This is a genomic window from Bacillus hominis (assembly GCF_030348325.1).
Classification (GTDB): Bacteria; Bacillota; Bacilli; order Bacillales; family Bacillaceae_G; genus Bacillus_A; species Bacillus_A hominis.
This window is the reverse complement of the sequence record NZ_JAUCFS010000005.1, coordinates 325,541-345,567: the sequence shown is the minus strand read 5'-3', so window position 1 is coordinate 345,567 and position 20,027 is coordinate 325,541. Positions and strand designations below refer to the sequence as shown.

Annotated in this window: 19 protein-coding genes and 1 riboswitch; of the genes, 5 read left to right on the top strand and 14 right to left on the bottom strand. The window is 36.3% G+C overall.

All coding sequences use genetic code 11. The features are described from left to right. Nucleotides 1-52 precede the first annotated feature (52 nt). The 7 genes from gabT to QUF93_RS04225 form a co-directional block, all read right to left on the bottom strand. Entirely contained in the window at nucleotides 53-1,417 is a 1,365-nt protein-coding gene (gene gabT, locus QUF93_RS04255; protein ID WP_289357955.1) for a 4-aminobutyrate--2-oxoglutarate transaminase, read from the bottom strand. 155 nt (nucleotides 1,418-1,572) lie between these two features. Then, entirely contained in the window at nucleotides 1,573-2,319 is a 747-nt protein-coding gene (locus QUF93_RS04250; RefSeq protein ID WP_289357954.1) for an HAD family hydrolase, read from the bottom strand. Between the two features lie 219 nt (nucleotides 2,320-2,538). Next, nucleotides 2,539-3,444: a diacylglycerol kinase gene (locus QUF93_RS04245; RefSeq protein ID WP_289357953.1), complete on the bottom strand. Its 906-nt coding sequence runs from the start codon at nucleotides 3,442-3,444 to the stop codon at nucleotides 2,539-2,541. Nucleotides 3,445-3,919: 475 nt separating this feature from the next. Beyond that, nucleotides 3,920-5,347, bottom strand: coding sequence for an Asp-tRNA(Asn)/Glu-tRNA(Gln) amidotransferase subunit GatB (gatB, locus tag QUF93_RS04240; RefSeq protein WP_289357952.1), 1,428 nt, complete (start codon nucleotides 5,345-5,347; stop codon nucleotides 3,920-3,922). Nucleotides 5,348-5,361: 14 nt separating this feature from the next. Then, nucleotides 5,362-6,819 carry an Asp-tRNA(Asn)/Glu-tRNA(Gln) amidotransferase subunit GatA gene (gene gatA, locus QUF93_RS04235; RefSeq protein WP_002113505.1) on the bottom strand — a complete coding sequence of 486 codons (1,458 nt, stop codon included), beginning with the start codon at nucleotides 6,817-6,819 and terminating at the stop codon, nucleotides 5,362-5,364. A gap of 14 nt (nucleotides 6,820-6,833) precedes the next feature. After that, nucleotides 6,834-7,124 (bottom strand): Asp-tRNA(Asn)/Glu-tRNA(Gln) amidotransferase subunit GatC, encoded by a 291-nt coding sequence (gatC, locus tag QUF93_RS04230; RefSeq protein WP_000086999.1) that lies wholly within the window; start codon nucleotides 7,122-7,124, stop codon nucleotides 6,834-6,836. 141 nt (nucleotides 7,125-7,265) lie between these two features. After that, nucleotides 7,266-7,502, bottom strand: a complete 237-nt coding sequence (locus tag QUF93_RS04225; protein WP_001254392.1) for a YiaA/YiaB family inner membrane protein — start codon at nucleotides 7,500-7,502, stop codon at nucleotides 7,266-7,268. Nucleotides 7,503-7,733: 231 nt separating this feature from the next. Here QUF93_RS04225 and QUF93_RS04220 point away from each other — a divergent pair, with 231 nt between their 5' ends. The 4 genes from QUF93_RS04220 to QUF93_RS04205 all read left to right on the top strand — a co-directional run bounded on the left by QUF93_RS04220 (nucleotide 7,734) and on the right by QUF93_RS04205 (nucleotide 10,183). Further along, nucleotides 7,734-8,216, top strand: a complete 483-nt coding sequence (locus tag QUF93_RS04220) for a MarR family winged helix-turn-helix transcriptional regulator (RefSeq protein WP_002115637.1) — start codon at nucleotides 7,734-7,736, stop codon at nucleotides 8,214-8,216. 75 nt (nucleotides 8,217-8,291) lie between these two features. Beyond that, nucleotides 8,292-9,473 (top strand): ArsA family ATPase, encoded by a 1,182-nt coding sequence (locus tag QUF93_RS04215; RefSeq protein WP_289357951.1) that lies wholly within the window; start codon nucleotides 8,292-8,294, stop codon nucleotides 9,471-9,473. Continuing rightward, a complete protein-coding gene (locus tag QUF93_RS04210; protein WP_002115632.1) occupies nucleotides 9,466-9,657 on the top strand; it encodes a DUF3926 domain-containing protein in 192 nt (63 codons plus the stop codon). The genes QUF93_RS04215 and QUF93_RS04210 overlap by 8 nt, the downstream gene beginning before the upstream one ends. Nucleotides 9,658-9,715: 58 nt before the next feature. After that, nucleotides 9,716-10,183, top strand: coding sequence for an HXXEE domain-containing protein (locus QUF93_RS04205; protein WP_289357950.1), 468 nt, complete (start codon nucleotides 9,716-9,718; stop codon nucleotides 10,181-10,183). 171 nt (nucleotides 10,184-10,354) lie between these two features. On the opposite strand, the gene QUF93_RS04200 is transcribed toward QUF93_RS04205, so the two are convergent. The 3 genes from QUF93_RS04200 to QUF93_RS04190 are packed head-to-tail and all read right to left on the bottom strand — an operon-like array spanning nucleotide 10,355 to nucleotide 12,903. Next, the gene (locus QUF93_RS04200) at nucleotides 10,355-11,209 is read right to left on the bottom strand and encodes a MetQ/NlpA family ABC transporter substrate-binding protein (RefSeq protein ID WP_289357949.1); all 855 of its coding nucleotides are present in this window, start codon (nucleotides 11,207-11,209) and stop codon (nucleotides 10,355-10,357) included. A gap of 19 nt (nucleotides 11,210-11,228) precedes the next feature. Further along, nucleotides 11,229-11,894 (bottom strand): methionine ABC transporter permease, encoded by a 666-nt coding sequence (locus QUF93_RS04195; RefSeq protein WP_289357948.1) that lies wholly within the window; start codon nucleotides 11,892-11,894, stop codon nucleotides 11,229-11,231. Next, a complete protein-coding gene (locus QUF93_RS04190; protein ID WP_098766746.1) occupies nucleotides 11,884-12,903 on the bottom strand; it encodes a methionine ABC transporter ATP-binding protein in 1,020 nt (339 codons plus the stop codon). Before QUF93_RS04190 ends, QUF93_RS04195 begins: the two co-directional genes overlap by 11 nt. A 123-nt stretch (nucleotides 12,904-13,026) precedes the next feature. Further along, nucleotides 13,027-13,132: riboswitch (SAM riboswitch) on the bottom strand. Between the two features lie 237 nt (nucleotides 13,133-13,369). On the opposite strand from QUF93_RS04190, the gene QUF93_RS04185 reads away from it, so the two are divergent. After that, nucleotides 13,370-13,915 carry a cysteine hydrolase family protein gene (locus QUF93_RS04185; RefSeq protein ID WP_289357947.1) on the top strand — a complete coding sequence of 182 codons (546 nt, stop codon included), beginning with the start codon at nucleotides 13,370-13,372 and terminating at the stop codon, nucleotides 13,913-13,915. Between the two features lie 312 nt (nucleotides 13,916-14,227). Here the strand turns inward: QUF93_RS04185 and pruA are convergent, their stop codons facing one another. The 4 genes from pruA to ligA all read right to left on the bottom strand — a co-directional run bounded on the left by pruA (nucleotide 14,228) and on the right by ligA (nucleotide 20,016). Continuing rightward, nucleotides 14,228-15,775, bottom strand: coding sequence for an L-glutamate gamma-semialdehyde dehydrogenase (pruA, locus tag QUF93_RS04180; RefSeq protein ID WP_289357946.1), 1,548 nt, complete (start codon nucleotides 15,773-15,775; stop codon nucleotides 14,228-14,230). 153 nt (nucleotides 15,776-15,928) lie between these two features. Next, nucleotides 15,929-16,699 (bottom strand): TSUP family transporter, encoded by a 771-nt coding sequence (locus tag QUF93_RS04175; RefSeq protein ID WP_289357945.1) that lies wholly within the window; start codon nucleotides 16,697-16,699, stop codon nucleotides 15,929-15,931. 94 nt (nucleotides 16,700-16,793) lie between these two features. Further along, a complete protein-coding gene (locus QUF93_RS04170) occupies nucleotides 16,794-17,990 on the bottom strand; it encodes a CamS family sex pheromone protein (RefSeq protein ID WP_289375207.1) in 1,197 nt (398 codons plus the stop codon). Nucleotides 17,991-18,006: 16 nt separating this feature from the next. Further along, nucleotides 18,007-20,016 (bottom strand): NAD-dependent DNA ligase LigA, encoded by a 2,010-nt coding sequence (gene ligA / locus QUF93_RS04165; RefSeq protein ID WP_289357943.1) that lies wholly within the window; start codon nucleotides 20,014-20,016, stop codon nucleotides 18,007-18,009. Between the last annotated feature and the right edge of the window lie 11 nt (nucleotides 20,017-20,027).

Below are 20,027 nucleotides of genomic sequence, written 5' to 3'. Positions count from 1 at the left end.
TCCGCATTTTATATAGAGTCAGCTAGAATGTTTGCGATTTATTCTTTAGCTTTTAAACACGAGCGATATTCGCTTGCTCATAACAAGCTTGTAATGATTCTTCAATTATTGTTAAACCTTCCTCAAGTTGCTCATCTGTAATAACTAATGGCATTAACACACGGATAACATTTCCATATGTCCCTGCTGATAATAAAAGTAATCCTCGTTTATTTGCTTCTGCACATAAATTAGCAGCTAATGCTTTATCTGCTACTTTCGTCTTACGATCCTGAACGAGCTCGAATGCACACATTGCCCCTAAGCCGCGCACATCACCGATGCAATTATATTTGTTTTTCATCTCTTGGAATCTGTTCATTACAACTTGCCCTACTTCTATCGCTCTATCATTTAATTTCTCTTTTTCTATTACATCAAGCACAGCTAATGCAGCCGCACATCCTAGTGGGCTTCCTGCATACGTTCCGCCCAGTTCTCCCGGTGCAGACTCATTCATAATTTCTTTACGCCCAATCACGCCGCTTATCGGTACACCAGCACCTAATGATTTAGATACCGTAATTAAATCTGGAACGACATCATAATGATCAATTGCAAAATATTTTCCTGTACGACTAAAGCCTGTTTGAATTTCATCCGCTACAAATAAGATACCGTGCTCTGAACAAATACTTCGTACTTCTTGAACAAATTTCTTACTTGGCACGATAAATCCGCCTTCTCCTTGAACAGGTTCCATTACAACGGCTGCAATTGTTTCTGGTGCTACTTCTGATATGAAGAAGTTCTTAAACTCTTCAATGATAAAATCATCATACTGCTCTTCTGTTAATCCTTCTGGACGACGGTATTCATATGGGAATGGTGCTTTATATACTTCTGGAGCAAATGGACCAAATCCAAATTTATATGGTTTTACTTTACTTGTCATCGTCATTGTCATTAATGTACGCCCGTGGAAACCTTTTGAAAACGCAATAATACCAGGTCTTTTCGTATATTTACGAGCAATTTTCACCGCATTTTCAACTGCTTCTGCTCCACTGTTTAAAAACAGCACTTGTTTATCGAAATTACCCGGCGCTAATGCTGCCAGCTTTTCTGCCAATTCAATATATGGCTCATACATCATTACATTAAAACCAGTATGAATATATTGATCTACTTGTTTATGAAGCGCTTCTTTAACAGTAGGATGACAATGTCCTACATTAATTGTCCCTATTGCTCCTGCGAAATCAATGTACTGATTTCCATCCACATCTGTTACGAGTGCACCATTTGCAGAATGTACAAATGTTGGAATACCATTACTTACTCCTTTTGGTACTATATTTTGGCGGCGTTCTAATAAAGACGCTGCTTTCGGTCCGGGAATTTGTTCATTTACTTTAGCAAATTTTTTTTTGTTCATTATGTACCCCATCCTTTTCTATACAATGTTTTCTCTTTATATTGCAAGATGTATGCCAACTTCCTCTTTCTAGTATTCATCCCATTCTCTTACTATCTCGGCATAAAAAAATAAGTCTATAAAGACTCACACAGAGTCCTTATAGACTTATTCATTTATACATTAGACTTTCCTTGTTTCCAAATAAACTCACCTGAATGAGAAATTAAATCTTCAACAGATTGTAATACTAAATCTGCAAGTGGTTCTAACGTTTGACGATCACCCGTACCAGATAGTACGCCAATTGCATAGCAGTCGCCACCATTTTTCGCTAAATGTAAATCCGTTGGTGTATCCCCGACGACCGCTACTTCACATGTCTCTAAATTAAATCTCTCACAAAACGATTCTACGATTTTTTTATCTGGCTTCTGTGCTGGAAATGTATCTGAAGCTATAACACAATCAAAAAAATCTTCCAATTGATATTGCTTTAAAAATAATTCTGTCGGCGCGAAATCATCAGCTGTAACGACACCTAGAATAACCCCTCTATCCTTTAACACTTGTAAAACTTTCGGTAAATCTGCCGTCATTCTCATATGTGAACGGTGCTCATACATAAGAGAAAATAATTTTTCACTTACCCACTGATGCATTTCTTCTTCCTCAGATGACGCAATATGCTTACAAAGCCCCTTTGCTACATCAAGGCTTGTTCCAGCTGCTAATGCACTATGAGGGTGAACAAATACCCCATCCACACCGATTTCTTTTAATAACGCCTGCTGCATCGACTCTGGTAATTGATATAATTTTATACATTCTGTTACGAGCTCTTCAGCTACTTTTATCCAAATTGAATGAAAATCCATTAATGTTCCATCTTTATCAAATAATATTGCTTTTACCTTCTCCATAGCACCCTACCTCTCATTTCTTATCTCTTCCAGTGTATCAATAAAATATGGATATAAAATAAACGGATTGTAAAAATACCATAAAAATCAAACTAACTTCCAATTTACAATTCATCTGCATAAAGTAAAACTTTAATCGTGGGTGTTTTGTCCATCCCCACTGATTATTAGCCTACATCAATCGAACTTTTACGAGCAGTAACAAAAAAAAAGATGCCTTTACAGGGCATCCTCTTGATGTTCAGGAACAAATAGTTCCAGACAATGATATATATTTTCAAATTCCATTGGTGCGTCTCCGCCATATTCACCATCTAAATTAATCATTAGTTTATCTGGTGAATGAACTTTAATACGATTCGCTTGTGTGTATAGCACTTTTGGATTATTAATATGTTCCCCACGCTGCGCTTGTGTTGCTGCTTTAATTAAATCAGCGATAGAACCTTTTTTCAGTACTAATAAATCAAATAATCCATCGTTAATAGATGCATATGGTGCTACTTTTTCGAATCCGCCAACTGAACGAGTATTCGTAATTAAAAACATCGTAATTTCTTCTTGTAGCAACTTCCCATCATACTCGATTTCAACATATGTTGGATGTAATGATGGTAACATTTCGATTCCTTTTAAATAGTAAGCAAGTTGGCCTAATACCGTTTTTAGCTTGCTTGGTACTTCATATGTTAATTCTGTAATACGGCCGCCACCAGCGATATTAATGAAATATGTATCATTCGCTCTACCAAGATCTAACGGTACCGTTGTTCCTCCACAAATAATATCCGCAGCCTCTTCAATAACACGAGGTACACCGATAGCACGCGCAAAATCATTTGTCGTTCCAACTGGAATAATTCCAAACTTTGGACGATGCTCATGTCCTACTAAACCGTTCACTACTTCATTTAATGTACCATCACCACCAGCTGCGATAACAACATCAAACTTACGGTCCGCAGCTTGCCTCGCTGCCACAGTCGCATCTCCAGGACCAGTTGTCGCATGACAAGACGCTTCATATCCAGCTTGTTCTAATTTTTGTAATACTTCTGGTAAGCTCTTCTTAAATAGCTCGCGCCCAGAAGTAGGATTATAAATAATTCTTGCTCGCTTCATCATTTATTAGCATAGGAAATTCCTTATTCATTGAAAAACGAATACACCGAACCCTTATTCAGTATCCCTATGCCTACCTCCTCTCATCTTCCTATCCTTCTTTAATTCCGCTCAAACAGGCAGTAAGAACCCGATTCGTGTAGCCCATCAAAAGTAAATATTCATTTCAATGGTTTTGTTTTATTTTACAAAAAAAATTATGTCCATCTATTTCTTCACATCAATTTACATATAACGAATAATAATTATCTATTATTTCATGAGATGAAAAAAACCTCTATGTCTAGATTTATCATTATTCCCACCTTTTTGCAACTATCATACCATAGTTGCTATACAAACATTTTTTCACCTTTGACAGTTAATCAAACGTTTATTTAAATTATTTTTTGCCATTTAAACAAACGTTTGATTAACTCAGAAAAAACACCCAAATACGGGTGTTTTTTCTGTTTAATCTTTAAGAATCTATACTATTTTAGCGTTTATTAATCTCTTCAAGTAAAATTTTGTTAACAAGCGGTGGATTTGCTTGTCCTTTTGTAGCTTTCATAATTTGACCAACTAAGAAGCCAATTGCACGGTCTTTACCGTTTTTAAAGTCTTCAATAGATTGCTCATTATTATCAAGAATTTCTGTTACAACCTTACGAAGTGTACCTTCATCAGAAATTTGAACAAGACCTTTCGCTTTAACGATTTCTTCTGGGTCTCCACCTTTTTCGATTAATTCGTTAAATACTTTCTTCGCAATTTTAGAAGAAATTGTACCTTTTTCAATTAATTGAACCATTTTAGATAAGCCAGCTGGCGTTAACGCAACGTCTTTTAATTCTTTTTGTTGTTTGTTTAAGTACGCAAGTACTTCACCCATTAACCAGTTTGATGTTAATTTCGCATCTGCACCATCTACAATTGTTGCTTCAAAGAAATCAGACATCTCTTTCGTTAATGTCAATACGTGTGCATCATAAGCCGGTAAGCCAATTTCTTCAACATAGCGAGCTTTACGTGCATCTGGAAGTTCTGGAATAGAAGCACGCACTTCTTCTTTCCACTCATCATCAATGTAAAGTTCAACTAAATCTGGCTCTGGGAAGTAACGGTAATCGTCGGATCCTTCTTTTATACGCATTAAGATTGTTTTCTTCGTTGCTTCATCATAACGACGTGTTTCTTGTTGGATGATACCACCAGATAATAATTCTTTCTCTTGGCGCACTTGCTCATGCTCAAGACCTTTTTGCACGTAAGTGAAAGAGTTTAAGTTTTTCAGTTCTGCTTTTGTACCGAACTTCTCTTGTCCAACTGGACGAAGGGAAATATTCGCATCACAACGCAAGGAACCTTCTTCCATCTTACAATCAGATACACCAGTGTATTGAATGATTGATTTTAACTTCTCTAAGTATGCGTATGCTTCTTCTGGAGTACGCATATCTGGCTCAGATACGATCTCGATTAAAGGCATGCCTTGACGGTTGTAGTCTACTAATGAACCATCAGCTGTATGCGTTGATTTACCAGCATCCTCTTCTAAATGAAGACGTGTAATACCGATACGTTTCTTTTTACCGTCTACTTCGATTTCAATCCAACCATTTTCTCCAATCGGCTTATCGAATTGAGAGATTTGGTAAGCTTTCGGATTATCTGGGTAGAAATAGTTTTTACGGTCAAACTTTGTTTCCGTTGCGATTTCACAGTTTAATGCCATTGCAGCTTTCATTGCAAAGTTAACTGCTTCTTTATTTAAAGTAGGCAGTACCCCTGGGTATCCTAAATCAATTACACTTGTTTGTGTATTTGGCTCCGCTCCGAATTCTGTTGGACTCGCAGAGAAAATTTTTGACTTTGTTTTTAACTCAACGTGAACCTCTAAACCAATAATTGTTTCTAAATTCATCTATGCTCGCCTCCTTACAGACTTGCTTTTTTTGTATGATAGTCTGTTGCTTGCTCAAACGCATGTGCAACGCGGTAAATTGTCGCTTCATCGAAGTGTTTACCAATGATTTGTAGACCAAGTGGCATGTTGTTAGCACCGAATCCACATGGAACAGAAATCGCTGGAACACCCGCTAAGTTTACTGGGATTGTTAAAATGTCATTTGCATACATTGTCATTGGATCGTCCACTTTTTCGCCCACTTTAAATGCCGGAGTTGGCGTTGTTGGTCCAATAATAACATCATAGTTAGCAAATACATTTTCAAAGTCGTTCTTAATTAATGTACGTACTTGTTGTGCTTTTTTGTAATATGCATCATAGTAACCAGAGCTAAGAGCAAATGTACCAAGCATAATACGACGTTTTACTTCATCACCGAAACCTTCGCTACGTGTGTTTTTGTAAAGATCTAATAAATTATTTACATTATCAGAACGAACACCGTAACGTACGCCATCAAAGCGTGAAAGGTTAGCAGATGCTTCAGAAGAAGATAGTAAGTAATACGTTGCTAAAGCGTATTTAGAGTGCGGAAGAGATACTTCTTCCCAAGTTGCGCCCATACCTTCTAATACTTTTAAAGCAGCTAATACTGACTCACGAGCTTCTTCGCCAACACCTTCGCCTAAGTATTCTTTCGGTACAGCAATGCGTAAACCTTTAACGTCACCTGTTAAGCCAGCTAAATAGTTTCCAACTTCAACATTTGCAGAAGTTGCATCCATACGGTCAATACCTGAAATAGCTTGTAATAAGTATGCATTGTCTTCTACTGTACGTGTAATCGGTCCGATTTGGTCAAGTGAAGATGCGAATGCAACTAACCCGTAACGAGATACGCGTCCGTAAGTTGGTTTTAAACCTACAACACCGCAATATGCAGCTGGTTGACGGATAGAACCACCCGTATCAGAACCTAGAGAGAATAATACTTCTCCTGCTGCTACTGCTGCTGCAGAACCACCACTAGATCCGCCTGGAACATAGTCTAAGTTCCATGGATTTTTCGTAGCATAGAAACCTGAGTTTTCATTTGAAGAACCCATTGCGAACTCGTCCATATTTAATTTACCGATTGTAACTGTGTCAGCAGCTTTTAACTTTTGCACAACTGTCGCATCATAAATTGGATCGAAGTTTGCTAACATTTTGCTCGCACAAGTAGTACGAAGACCGTTAGTTACAATGTTATCTTTTACACCGATTGGCATACCGAATAATAAACCATTATCTTCAGCACCAATCTTAGCGTCTAATTCTTTCGCTTTCGCACGTGCATTTTCTTCATCTAATGTAAGAAAAGCTTTTACGTTATCTTCAACATCCGAAATACGTTTGTAAGATTCTTCTACTAAATCCGTAACGGAAATTTCTTTGTTGTTTAATTTCTTATGTAACTCTGATACCGAATGATCAAATAATGACATCGAAATTCCCTCCTCTATTCTAATACTGCTGGAACACGGATTTGATTATCTTTGTGATCCGGTGCATTTTTTAATACTTCTTCTACTGGTAAACCTTTTTCTGGCACATCTTCACGCATAACATTTTTCATAGTTAATACATGAGTTGTTGGTTTTACATCTGTTGTATCTAATTCATTTAACTGTTCTGCAAATGTAACAATTGCATCTAGTTGTTTTTGAAATTTTTCTGCTTCTTGATCAGTAATTGCAAGACGTGCTAAATGTGCAACGTGCTTTACATTCTCAACGGAAATTCTTGACACGGCTAGGCCACCTCCATAATATATCGTTCAATCTACAATACTATTGATGATACCAAATTTTCAGTACTTCAAGCAAGTCAACACACGACACTTACAGCATTTTTACATAAAAAAAGAAAGGCAAATGCCTTTCTTTACAATTTAGTCTTTATCTAGCGGTTCATTTTTCGGAAATCTCTCGTTATCTTCTTCATTATCACGAATTGTTTTTTGTAATACAAAACAAGACATCGTTAAAAATAATGTTCCAATTAAATAGTACCCTTTTACACTAAGCGTTTCATCTAACGTATAAATCCCAATTAGCATACCTGAAAGCGCGCAAACAAATGAAGTCCATGCTAAAAACGTGAACGCTTGCGTATTTCGTCTTCTCATCGTTCTCCCCCTCGTTAGCTGTACACCCATTATAGATAAATATATTTATCATGATGGATTTTTATGTAAATTATCTTTTTCTATTTATTAATCTATCACAAAAAAATTATATTTTGAAGTTTATTTTCTGTCTACTCTGAAAAAACAATTAAAACGATTGACATTTATTTCAATTCCTCATAAAATACAAATAAATATTACGAAGCTCGAAATATACGGGAGTGGAATTAATTGTTGCAATATGAACATTTTTTAGACTTACTGCTAGATAACGCCAAGAAACTTTTCTATCCTGAAGAATGGGTAAGCCTTGATTTAACACTTTCCAAGACAGAAGTATTTTGTTTACTTTGGATGGAGCGAAATACAGATATTACAATGACAAAAATTGCTGATCTTCTTGATATACCGATGAGTACAACGACAGGCGTTGTAAATCGCCTTGTAAAAAAGGGGTATATTGAACGATACCGTGATGAAAGCGATCGACGTATTGTATTAATTCGTTTAACAGAAAACGGCGCAATGCTCGTTCAAGAAGTAAAACAAAATGCGGCCCATTACTTTAGCCTAGTGACAGACGCACTATCAGAAGAAGAAAAAGCATTCTTACTACAAATCTTCCAAAAGATCATGAATCACATTGCTACGTCACAGCAAAAAACAGAAGAAAAGGTTTCTACACCTAAAATGAAAAACATTCCGATTGAATAAAGCCCTAACTGGGTTTTTATTCACTTAAATACTTCGATAGTCGTAATATTCGATAACCGAAACAAAGGGGATAGAATGATGAGAATTATTTTGTATACGGGTAAAGGCGGCGTAGGAAAAACTAGCATTTCAGCAGCAACAGCACTTCAAAGTGCAAAACAAGGATTAAAAACATTAGTAATGAGCACAGATCCTGCTCATAGTTTAGGAGATTCATTTGGTATCAAGCTATCTTCTGAACCGTTAGAAATTCGCAAAAACTTATGGGCACAAGAGATTAATACTATTTATGAAATGGAAAAAGGCTGGGGGAAATTACAGAAATATATTACCTTGCTATTCACTTCTAAAGCAGCTGATGATATTACAACAGAAGAATTAACAATGTTTCCTGGTATGGAAGATTTAATTAGCTTACTTCGAGTACTCGATTACTATAAACAAAACACCTATGACGTCATCATTATTGATTGTGCACCGACTGGAGAAACTTTAGCAATGCTCAGCTTTCCAGACATGCTCGGCTGGTGGATGGAAAAACTCTTTCCTATTAAAAGAAAGGTTTTAAAAGTCGTCCGTCCTGTAGCACAACCACTTCTCGGCGTCCCTCTCCCAACAGACGATATTATGGATGAATTAACAAATACATTAGAACAACTCGGAGAAATGCGGGATATTTTATCAAACCGAGAAGTAACGAGTATTCGCGTTGTTGTAAATCCTGAAAAAATGGTCATTAAAGAGGCTCAGCGCAGCTTTACGTATTTAAACTTATACGATTACAACGTAGATGCCATTATGATTAACCGCGTCATCCCTAACACTGTCACCGATCCTTACTTTCAAGCATGGAAAGATACACAAAAGAAATATAAAGCATTAATTCAAGATAGTTTTCAGCCACTTCCTATTTACGAAGCCCCGATGTTTGAACAAGAAGTTGTTGGTTTACCTATGTTAGAGCGTGTAGGAAATGCTTTATTTAAAACTGATCCTTGTCCTACTGAAGTAAAATTTAACGGCCGCACACAATATGTAAAAAAAGATGGCGATGAATATATTTTCGTTCTTTCCATTCCCTTCTCAAACAAAAGTGAACTTTCATTAAATCAAAAAGGTGATGAGCTTATCATTCGAGCTGGTTCTGTTAAACGGAACATCACATTACCAAAAACGTTAACACATCTTTCTATTCAAGGAGCAAAATTTGAAGAAGATGTACTAAACATTCGGTTTGGAGGTGTAGTACATGCATGAAGAACTACTACGAAGGGTAATTCGGACAAAGATAAAAGTCGGTATGCATATATTAGAAGAGCTACCCGATCCAATCCAGCAATCAGCTAAGCAAATGCTAAATATTTTGCAAGAGGAGTTAGCTACTTATCCGAAAGAACAAGAGCATCACGAAGGTAATTTAAAAAGTATTATAATTGAATAACTATCTTTGTATAGAGGGCCTTTTTAGGCTTTCTATATCTTTATTGGAGTGATGTAAGTTGCTGAAAAAACATTCCACTATTATACTTTGGATCATTCCTTTACTATTTTTCATTCATAACCTTGAAGAATCTTTCCAGATGCCACAATATCTTGCTAATCAATTTTCCATTCATTTTATAACTAGCCAACAATTTTTCATTGCAATTTCCGCATTAACAACTTTTGTCTTACTTATCGTCCTTCTATATCAACTAAACGTGTTATCTTCTATACACTGTATTATCTTTATACAAGGAGCTATCTTCTTCAACTCTGTTCAACATGTTATTTTGTTTTTCATTTATCGCTCCTATAATCCCGGCGTAATATCAGCGGTTTTCATTACCCTCTTTTCTATTTTCTTTTTTTCATCACAAAAACACTTAATTCATAAAAAGCAATTCGTAATTACACTCGTTTTCAGCTTATTTTCTTATCCCATTATAATTTGGATTACCTTACTATTCGCTAGCTGCTTTCATTAATAAAAAAAGACCAGGAAAACTCCTGGTCCATCACTCTACTTAACAAACATTGGATTCTATGTTATACAAAATTGGAAGGTACAGAATTAGGGTTTTGTTTGTTAAGTAGATTATATGTTGAACGAGCTAACAGCGGAGGGGTTCCTACTGTTAGTCCATTAAACCCAATAATTATTTTACGATTTTTTCAAGCTCATCAAGTGAAAGATCTACTGAAATTGAACCATCATTTGTTTCTTTCTTAATTGCATCTGTTACTTCTTTTGAATGATATAACTCAATTACTTTTTTCAATGTTGGATCATCTTTATCTTTCGTACGAGCTGCGAAAATATTAATATATGGCTTCGCATTTTCATTATTTGGATCCTCTAAGAAAATTGGATCCTTCTTTGGATCTAATCCAGCTTGACCAGCAACACCATTATTAATAACTGAAGCTGCTACATCTTTTAATACACGAGGGGTTTGCTGTGCGATAACCGGTGTAATCTTTAACTTCTTCGGATTTTCAGCAATGCCACTTGGATCTCCAAATAAACCGAAATCTTTCTTAAGCTTTAATAATCCAGCTGCATCAAGAAGTTTTAATGCACGCGCTTGGTTCGTTGGATCATTTGGAATAGCAATTTCTGAACCATCTGGGATTTCATTTGCTTTCTTATATTTTTCAGAGTATAAGCCCATCGGTGCAATTTGTGTTGTACCAACAGCTGTAATATCTAACTTATGCTCCTTTTTAAATTGCTCTAAGAAAGCAATGTGCTGGAATGAGTTTAGTTCAATATCTCCATCGGCTAACGCTTTGTTGGGCGTTGTGTAATCAGAGAACTCAACCAGTTTAATTTTAATCCCTTCTTTTTCAGCTTTTTTCTTTAAAATTTCCCAAGCGTCTCCATCTGTTCCAGTTACACCGACGCGAACTACTTTCTCTTTCGCTCCTGCACCTGTGTCTCCACCTGAGCAGCCACTTAAAGCTGTAATTCCTACGATCGCTGATAATGCAAATGCTAAAATTTTCTTCATTTTTTTCCCCTCTTCCTTTTTATGATCTGCGTAAAAAGACTTTCGCAAAGTAGTTTCCTAAATTTTGAGCTATCTGTACGAGAATGATAAGTAAAACAACCGTTACGAACATCACTGATGTATCAAAACGTTGATAACCATATGTCATTGCTAAGTCACCAAGACCGCCACCACCGACAAGCCCAGCAACTGCTGAAAATTCAATTAAACCAACTGTCATAAACGTTACACCTAAGATTAATGGAGCTAACGCTTCTGGCACGAGGATTTCAAAAACAATTCTAAGTGGTGAAGCCCCCATTGCTTGTGCTGCTTCAATTACCCCTTTCGGAACAGAAACAAGATTTGTTTCAACCATTCTAGCAATACCAATTGATGCAACTAACGTCATTGGGAAGATTGCTGCGGCTGTTCCAATCGTCGTTCCGATAACACTTCTTGTTATTGGACTTAAAGCTACTAAAAAGATAATGAATGGAACCGGACGAATTGTATTAATTATGATATTAAGAATAGAAAAGACCCATTTATTTTCTAAAAAGTTTCCTTTTCTCGTTACATATAATAGTAAACCTAGAGGTATACCAAGAATTGTAGCGAATATAATGGTTACAATTACCATTAAGAGGGTATCCCCCGTCGCATCTAATATGCGAGGCCAAAATATGCTCCAATCAACTCGCATGAGCTTCTACCTCCTTCAGCTGCACTTGCAGTCTTAGATGTTGTAATGCTTTTTGAATTTCCTTTTGTTCACCTTGCAATTCTACAAGAAGATTTCCAAATAGCACATTTTGAAGTTCAATAATATTTCCGTACAGTACATTTACATCAACGTTATAGTTTTTTGCGATATATGATAGTACCGGCTGTCCTGTCTCCTCACCAGTAAAAGTTAGGCGATAAATCTGACCTCCGTTTTGAATTTTCGCTAGAACACTTTCTGGTAAGTGGTCATTAATAACAGAACGTACAAAGTTTTGAGTCGTCTTTGTTTTTGGTTGTGTGAAAACATCAAACAGTTTTCCTTCTTCAATAACTTTTCCCTTCTCCATTACAGCTACACGGTGACAAATTTCTTTCACAACATGCATTTCGTGTGTAATAAGAAGAATTGTTAAATTGTATTCGCGATTTACTTTCTTCAATAAGTTTAAAATTTCTGTCGTTGTTTCCGGATCTAAAGCTGATGTTGCCTCATCACATATGAGAATATCCGGTGATGTCGCAAGTGCTCTTGCAATCCCAACACGCTGCTTTTGCCCACCTGATAACTGTTCTGGATAATAGTTCGCTTTATCTTCTAAACCAACAAATTTTAGTAGTTCATTCACTCTTTCTTTTATCTCATTCTTCGGCAATTTCGCTAACTTTAATGGATAAGCAATGTTCCCAAACACTGTTCTTGAATTAAATAGATTAAAACTTTGGAAAATCATTCCAATCCTTTGTCTTAGTTTCCGCAACTCCTTCGTCGATAATGATGTAATATCTTTATCATCTATTGAAATTGTTCCTGCAGTTGGTCTTTCTAACATATTTACTAAACGTAATAACGTACTCTTTCCAGCACCACTAAATCCGATAATGCCAAAAATTTCGCCCTTTTCAACTGACAGCGTTACATCCTCCACCGCATGAACAGATTGCCCACCTGATTCATATACTTTACTTACATTGTTAAAAGAAATCATTTTCTTCCCTCCTATATGCTGTAAAACTTGAAGTAGAGCTTTCGAGGTAAAATAAAAAGTGCTCTCCTTCTTATCACTTGTAAAAGATAAGAAGGAGAGCACTTATATGTACTCGTTCACATCTTCTCATCTTCCAAGCCAATTTTAGGCTTGCTGGAATTAGCACGGTATTAAAAAACCCGTTGCTGAGGTATCGTAGGGCCAGTCCCTCCACCTCTCTGGATAAGAGTGTATCGATTTAATTGTCATTTAATTAATTCTCATTATAGAACTCAGAATAGTAAGAGTCAATATATTTTTCTAAAAAATATTAACTATTTCTTTATTAAAATTTTCAAATAAAAACCCATAATAAAATAGTGATTTTTTATTTAAAAATTCTTCTGCCTTATATTTTTAAAAAGGAGAATCTTCTCTACGAATTGAATAACATTATTTGAATATGAAATCGGAGGAAGATAAGTGTATGAAAACAGCCCTTTTACTCGTTGATATCCAAAATGATTATTTTCCAAATGGAAAGATGGAATTACGTAATCCAGTAGAAGCAAGTGAATATGCTAGTCAGCTACTACAACATTTTAGAATTAAAAAAGAACCTATTTTTCATATCCAACATGTAGCTATAAAAGATACCGCTACTTTTTTCCAACCAAATACAGAAGGTGTCCATATTCACGAAAATGTTCGTCCACTGAGAGAGGAAACTGTTATACTGAAACACTATCCAAATAGCTTCCGAGAAACTGACCTTCTAGAACGATTACAACGTTCAGGAATTGAGCACGTCTTAATATGCGGGATGATGACCCATATGTGTATTGATGCTACCGTAAGGGCTGCTTTTGATTTTGGCCTTCACTGTACTGTAATACACGATGCTTGTGCTACAAAAGATCTTTCATTTAAGAATGCTACTATACCAGCTGTTTATATTCATAATACAATTTTGGCAAGTTTAAATGGCGTATACGCAAATATAATGAGCACAGAAGAGTTTTTAGCGACCTAAAAAAACACTCCTTTCAGTGAGCAAAACCGAAAGGAGTGTTCTCTTGTCAAACCATAGATTTTCTTTCAAATTGTATTATACAGGAAATCCTCAAAATGAATACTAAAAAATATGACTAATAAGTCAATTTTTCTCGTTGTTTTGTTTCTATTTTCATGTTTATCCCGATATTAATAGGGTTTAGCTAATCCCAAAGAATAAATAGTAATATTTAGTAATTATTTCTCGATTCAAATTAACTAGCTTCTATTATAAAGAGTTTCTCAAACAGAAGAGATCTTCACAGTATGTGAAGATCTCTTCTACTATTTCTTATAAAGTTTCAGAAGTAGTTTTTGCTTGCATGTGAAGTGCTAAGTAGTCAGGGCCACCAGCTTTAGAGTCTGTACCAGACATGTTAAAGCCACCGAATGGTTGGTAACCTACGATTGCACCAGTACATCCACGGTTGAAGTATAAGTTACCAACGTGGAAGTCTTCGCGTGCTTTTTCAATATGGTCACGGTTGTTAGTAACAACTGCTCCTGTTAAACCGTATTCTGTATTGTTTGCAATTGCAAGTGCATGATCAAAGTCTTTTGCTTTACAGAATGCTACTACTGGTCCGAAGATTTCTTCTTTCATTAAACGAGCATCTTCTGCAACGTCAGCAACGATTGTTGGTTGGATGAACCAGCCTTTAGAATCGTCTCCTTCGCCACCTGATACGATTTTACCTTCTTCTTTACCAATTGCAACATAGCTCATTACTTTATCGAATGCAGCTTGGTCATTAACAGGTCCCATGTTGATATCTTTTGCATCTGGGTTACCTACTGTTAATTCTTTTGTTAATTCAACAGCACGATTTAATACATAATCGTATACATCTTCATGGATTACTGCACGAGAACATGCAGAACATTTTTGTCCTGAGAATCCGAATGCTGATGCAACGATAGATTTAGCTGCTAATTCAAGATCTGCCTCTTTATCAACAACGATTGTATCTTTACCGCCCATTTCAGCGATAACACGTTTTAACCAAATTTGTCCTGGGTTTACTTTTGCTGCACGCTCGTAAATACGAATACCTACATCGCGAGATCCAGTGAAGCTAACGAAACGTGTACGAGGGTGATCTACTAAGTAGTCACCAACTTCAGAACCATTACCTGGAACGAAGTTTACTACGCCAGCTGGTAAACCAGCTTCTTCTAATACTTCCATAAATTTCGCTGCTACTACAGGAGTTGTACTAGCTGGTTTTAGTAATACTGTGTTACCAGAAACTAAAGCAGCTGTTGTCATACCTGCCATAATTGCGAATGGGAAGTTCCAAGGAGAAATGATAACACCTACTCCTAATGGAATGTAAGAGAAACGATTATATTCAATTGGACGGCTTTCTACTGGAATACCGTCTTTTAATTTTAACATTTGACGAGCATAATATTCCATAAAATCAATTGCTTCTGCTGTATCAGCATCTGCCTCATTCCATGGTTTACCTGCTTCTTTTACAAGAATAGCAGAGAACTCATGTTTTCTACGACGAACGATTGCTGCAGCACGGAATAAAATGTCTGCACGCATTTCTGGTTTTGACTTTCTCCAAGTTTGGAATGTTGCATCCGCTACTTGCATTGCTTTTTCAGCTAATTCACGGCTTGCTTTTGAAACGCGACCAACAAGTTCCTCTTTATTTGCAGGGTTTACAGAAACAATTTTGTCTTCTGTAGTGATTTTTTCTCCCCCGATAATTAATGGATAGTCTTGTCCAAGATAAGATTCTACTTTCTTTAAACCCTCTTCAAACGCTAATTTGTTAGCCTCTACTGAAAAATCTGTAAATGGCTCATGTTTGTATGCTACTACCATCTTTTTAGCCTCCCCTTAGAAAAACGTTTACATTTTACAACATTATTCTACACGATAATTTAGATTTATTCAAATATTCCTAGACTTATATTTTAAAAATTAATAAATTTTTAAAATATAATAAAAAAAAGAGATTCATACATACGTATGAATCTACAAAATATGAGTATATTCCAAAACATTTTTCCCGATTAATAAAATAGTAACTAATAAAAATAAAGTCCTTACATATCCAACACCTTTTTGAACCGCAAACTTCGATCCAAAATAAGCACCTAAAATCATTGATAACCCCATAATAATACCGTATTCAAAATGAATCACATCTAAAAATAAAAAAGTAATTAAAGATACGATATTACTAACGAAGTTCAAAAGTTTTCCAGATGCTGCCGCTTGAATAAAATCCAAACCAATTAATAAAAATGCAAAAATTAAAAAGGATCCTGTCCCCGGTCCAAAAAAACCATCATAAAACCCTATCATTAAAATAGCTAAGAAAAATATTAATGTTTTTCCTTTTGTCATCTTTTTATAGGTAGATGCACTTCCCCAATCTTTTTTTGCAATAATAAAAATAGCAATAAAAACCAACATTACGAGTACTAGTGGACGTAAAATATCAGGCGGAATAAACTTTACTACTAAAGCCCCTGCGACTGCTCCAATAATAGTTAACGGGATTAACTTTCCTACAATCCGAAAATCCACCTTGCCTGATCGAATAAAATAAATTGTACTCGTAAGCGTCCCCATCGTTGCAGCTAATTTATTCGTTGCGATTGCTGAAGCTGGTGATAAACCAACAAACATAAGTGCAGGAAGCGAAATCAACCCTCCCCCTCCAACAACTGAATCAATGAAAGCCGCTAAAAATCCGAATGCAATTAATAAAATAATGACTTGAAAGCTTAGTTCATCCATAACTTTTCCCCTTACCCCTTTATTTGTAACATTTAAAATTATAACAAAATTTTTCAAGAAAAAAAGCTGTTCCTTTATGGAACAGCTCTCATCTTTAATCTAAAATTTTCACACGTGGTTCATCTTGCTTCGCTTCACGTATAATAATTGCTTCTGGACGTTCCACAGATTTAATTGTTACTTGTACTTTCATATAATTCGGGAAGTATTCCATAACAAGTCCAGCTACATATTGTGTAAATCCAATTACTTCAGCTTTTCCATTGAATTGGACTGGAATATCGAGCTTCATTTCTTTTAATTCATCATCTCTATACATTCCAGTACCGATAACAGCTGTATAATCTCCTTGGAAATACTCACTTAATTTTGCTTTAAAGTTTGACACCCTTGCAAGGTCTTCACGTTTATTATCCGCTTTTGCTTGTTCAGACGGGAATAAATAGTATTTCTCATTGATCGGCTCCCAATCCTCAACCGTTTCACTGCCTTTTTCTACCTTAGCATAAGAAACAAAATTCCCTGGCACAAGTGAAGACTTTGGACCTTGACGATAAATTGCAAATGTAACCGGAACATCTTTTATTCCAGGCTTTTGTTGCTGCATGACTTTCAAGATTTCTTGTGCCATTTTTTTCCCTTCAGCTAACATTTTTTCTTGCTCGATTTTAGCCTCACGCGGATAACCATGCTCTTCCTCGTAATAATGAACCGAATTCATCGCTAATCCAACTACAACACCATCAGGCTCAGTACTTTTATTACCATTTTGTAAGTAATAGTCATGTTCTAAAATATTTGAGATATACATTGGATTTTTTGTATTTTTTACTTCTAACGATTCTGATCCTTCACCTAAGGCCGGATTTAACCCTATATTTGGAAATTTAACCGCATCTTTTTTCAACTTATCCTCTAGCTCTTTTTGTTCAGCATCTGTACGCTTTCTTTTCACAAGCATTTGAATCGTTTGTGTGTCTAAAACGTCTCCACCTTTAAAGAAATAATCTTTCGTGCTAAATGATTCTTTCGCAATGCGCATTAGTCCCGTTTCAAATTCATCTATATCTAGACGATTGTTCAAACTTTGTCCAACTAAACCACGTGCACGACTTGGATCAAATGGAAATGTTGTCTTATAATATTCATCCGAAATGGAATATTTTGAGATAACAGCTTGCTCTTTCGCTTTCCCTGATTTCTCAACTGTTTTTTCATCTTTGTTAGAACCCATGCTACACCCACTTACAAGTAGGCTAAGACTTAATACCGCTAACGCTATTTTTTTCATCGTAAGTTTGCACCTCTTACTTATTCAGCTCTTGTAAGAACCTCTCTTCATTCCAAACTTCAACATTGTGCTTCTCTGCTTGCGCTAATTTCGAGCCTGCAGCTTCACCAGCAACAACTAAATCCGTACTTTTACTAACACTTCCTGTTACTTTTCCACCTAATGCCTCAATCTTCTTCTTCGCTTCACTGCGGCCCATAACTTCTAATTTCCCTGTTAAGACGACAGTTTTTCCTGCGAAGTAAGATTCAACATTTTGTAAATCAGCAATTTTTATACCTTTGTATGCCATGTTCACGCCATACTCTTTAAATTGTTGTAATAGCTCTAATACGTCTTCATTATCGAAATACGTTACAACGGATTGAGCCATTTTTTCACCAATCTCGTTAATTGTTTTTAGTTCTTCTTCCGTCGCTTTCACAAGCTCATCCATCGTTTCGAAATGCTCAGCAAATGTACGCGCGGCTTTTGCACCGACATGACGAATACCAAGACCGAATAATAATCGCTCTAATGAGTTTTCCTTAGAATTCTCAATTGCTTGGACTAAATTTGTTGCTGATTTTTCACCGAAACGCTCTAGCTGTAATAATTGCTCTTTCGTCAATGAATATAAATCAGCAAACGTACGAATATAATCCGCATCAAAGAGTTGTGTAATTACACGTTCTCCAAGTCCATCAATATTCATTGCATTTCTTGAAACGAAATGAATTAATCCCTCGCGAATTTGGGCTGGACAAGTCGGATTTATACATCGAAGTGCTACTTCTTCTTCTAAACGAACAAGTTCACTCTCACATGCTGGACAATGCGTTGGCATATGATATTCTTCTTCCTCACCAGTACGCTTATCAAAAATAACGTTCACAACTTCAGGAATGATATCTCCAGCCTTTTTCACAACAACGTAGTCACCAATTCGAATATCCTTTTCACGAATTAAATCTTCGTTATGTAAAGAAGCACGACGAACGATAGTACCAGCCACTCTCACTGGCTCGAGCTCCGCAGTTGGTGTTACAACCCCTGTGCGGCCGACACTTAATTCAATCCCTGTTAATCTTGTCACAACTTCTTCAGCCGGGAATTTATAAGCTATTGCCCATCTTGGACTCTTTGCTGTAGTTCCTAAGCTTTCTTGAAGAGCAACATCGTCTACTTTTATAACGATTCCGTCAATCTCATAGTCAAGATGCGGGCGTTTTTCTTGCCACTCTTCTACATAGGCTATTACGTCTTCAATTGTTTCACATGTACGACGATTTGGATTTGTTTTGAACCCAAGTTCACCTAAGAAATCCAGCGATTCACTATGTGATGGAATTGTTTTTTCTTCTACATTAGCAAGACCGTACACAAACATAGATAAGTTACGCTTCGCTGCAATTTTCGGATCAAGTTGGCGTATTGAACCTGCTGCCGCATTACGTGGATTCGCAAATACATCTTCACCATTTTGCTCTTTTTCCTCATTTAATTTAACGAATGAACGCTTCGGCATATAAGCCTCGCCTCGCGCTTCTAACGTTACTTCTTCATTTAATCGAAGTGGAATTGCTTTAATCGTTTTCAAGTTTTGGGTAATGTCTTCACCCGTTACACCATCACCACGTGTTGCACCTTGAATAAAGCGTCCTTTTTCATAATGAAGTGAAACAGCAAGTCCGTCAATTTTTAATTCGCATATATATCTTACATTCGCATCATCAATTCCTTGACGTACTCTTCGGTCAAAATCACGCAAATCTCCTTCATTAAATGCGTTACCTAAACTTAACATCGGTGATTTATGCGTTACCTTTTCAAATATATCAAGTACAGCTCCCCCAACTCGAATAGAGGGGGAGTCTTCCGTTACAAATTCAGGGTTCTCTACTTCTAATTTCATAAGCTCCTGCATATTACGGTCATATTCCGCATCAGAAACAGAAGGATTGTCTAATACGTGATATTGGTAGTTAAATGTATTTAACAAATCACGTAGTTCTTCTATACGTTTTTTTGTTACCTCTTTTGACATATCCTCATTCC

Coding starts and splice junctions, on each gene's coding strand:
- QUF93_RS04185 (WP_289357947.1), top strand. CDS start 13,370: ATGAAAACAGCCCTTTTACTCGTTGATATCCAAAATGATTATTTTCCA.
- pruA (WP_289357946.1), bottom strand. CDS start 15,775: ATGGTAGTAGCATACAAACATGAGCCATTTACAGATTTTTCAGTAGAG.
- QUF93_RS04215 (WP_289357951.1), top strand. CDS start 8,292: ATGATGAGAATTATTTTGTATACGGGTAAAGGCGGCGTAGGAAAAACT.
- QUF93_RS04175 (WP_289357945.1), bottom strand. CDS start 16,699: ATGGATGAACTAAGCTTTCAAGTCATTATTTTATTAATTGCATTCGGA.
- QUF93_RS04225 (WP_001254392.1), bottom strand. CDS start 7,502: ATGAGAAGACGAAATACGCAAGCGTTCACGTTTTTAGCATGGACTTCA.
- QUF93_RS04245 (WP_289357953.1), bottom strand. CDS start 3,444: ATGATGAAGCGAGCAAGAATTATTTATAATCCTACTTCTGGGCGCGAG.
- QUF93_RS04200 (WP_289357949.1), bottom strand. CDS start 11,209: ATGAAGAAAATTTTAGCATTTGCATTATCAGCGATCGTAGGAATTACA.
- gatB (WP_289357952.1), bottom strand. CDS start 5,347: ATGAATTTAGAAACAATTATTGGTTTAGAGGTTCACGTTGAGTTAAAA.
- QUF93_RS04190 (WP_098766746.1), bottom strand. CDS start 12,903: ATGATTTCTTTTAACAATGTAAGTAAAGTATATGAATCAGGTGGGCAA.
- QUF93_RS04250 (WP_289357954.1), bottom strand. CDS start 2,319: ATGGAGAAGGTAAAAGCAATATTATTTGATAAAGATGGAACATTAATG.
- QUF93_RS04170 (WP_289375207.1), bottom strand. CDS start 17,990: ATGAAAAAAATAGCGTTAGCGGTATTAAGTCTTAGCCTACTTGTAAGT.
- gatA (WP_002113505.1), bottom strand. CDS start 6,819: ATGTCATTATTTGATCATTCGGTATCAGAGTTACATAAGAAATTAAAC.
- QUF93_RS04210 (WP_002115632.1), top strand. CDS start 9,466: ATGCATGAAGAACTACTACGAAGGGTAATTCGGACAAAGATAAAAGTC.
- gabT (WP_289357955.1), bottom strand. CDS start 1,417: ATGAACAAAAAAAAATTTGCTAAAGTAAATGAACAAATTCCCGGACCG.
- ligA (WP_289357943.1), bottom strand. CDS start 20,016: ATGTCAAAAGAGGTAACAAAAAAACGTATAGAAGAACTACGTGATTTG.
- QUF93_RS04195 (WP_289357948.1), bottom strand. CDS start 11,894: ATGCGAGTTGATTGGAGCATATTTTGGCCTCGCATATTAGATGCGACG.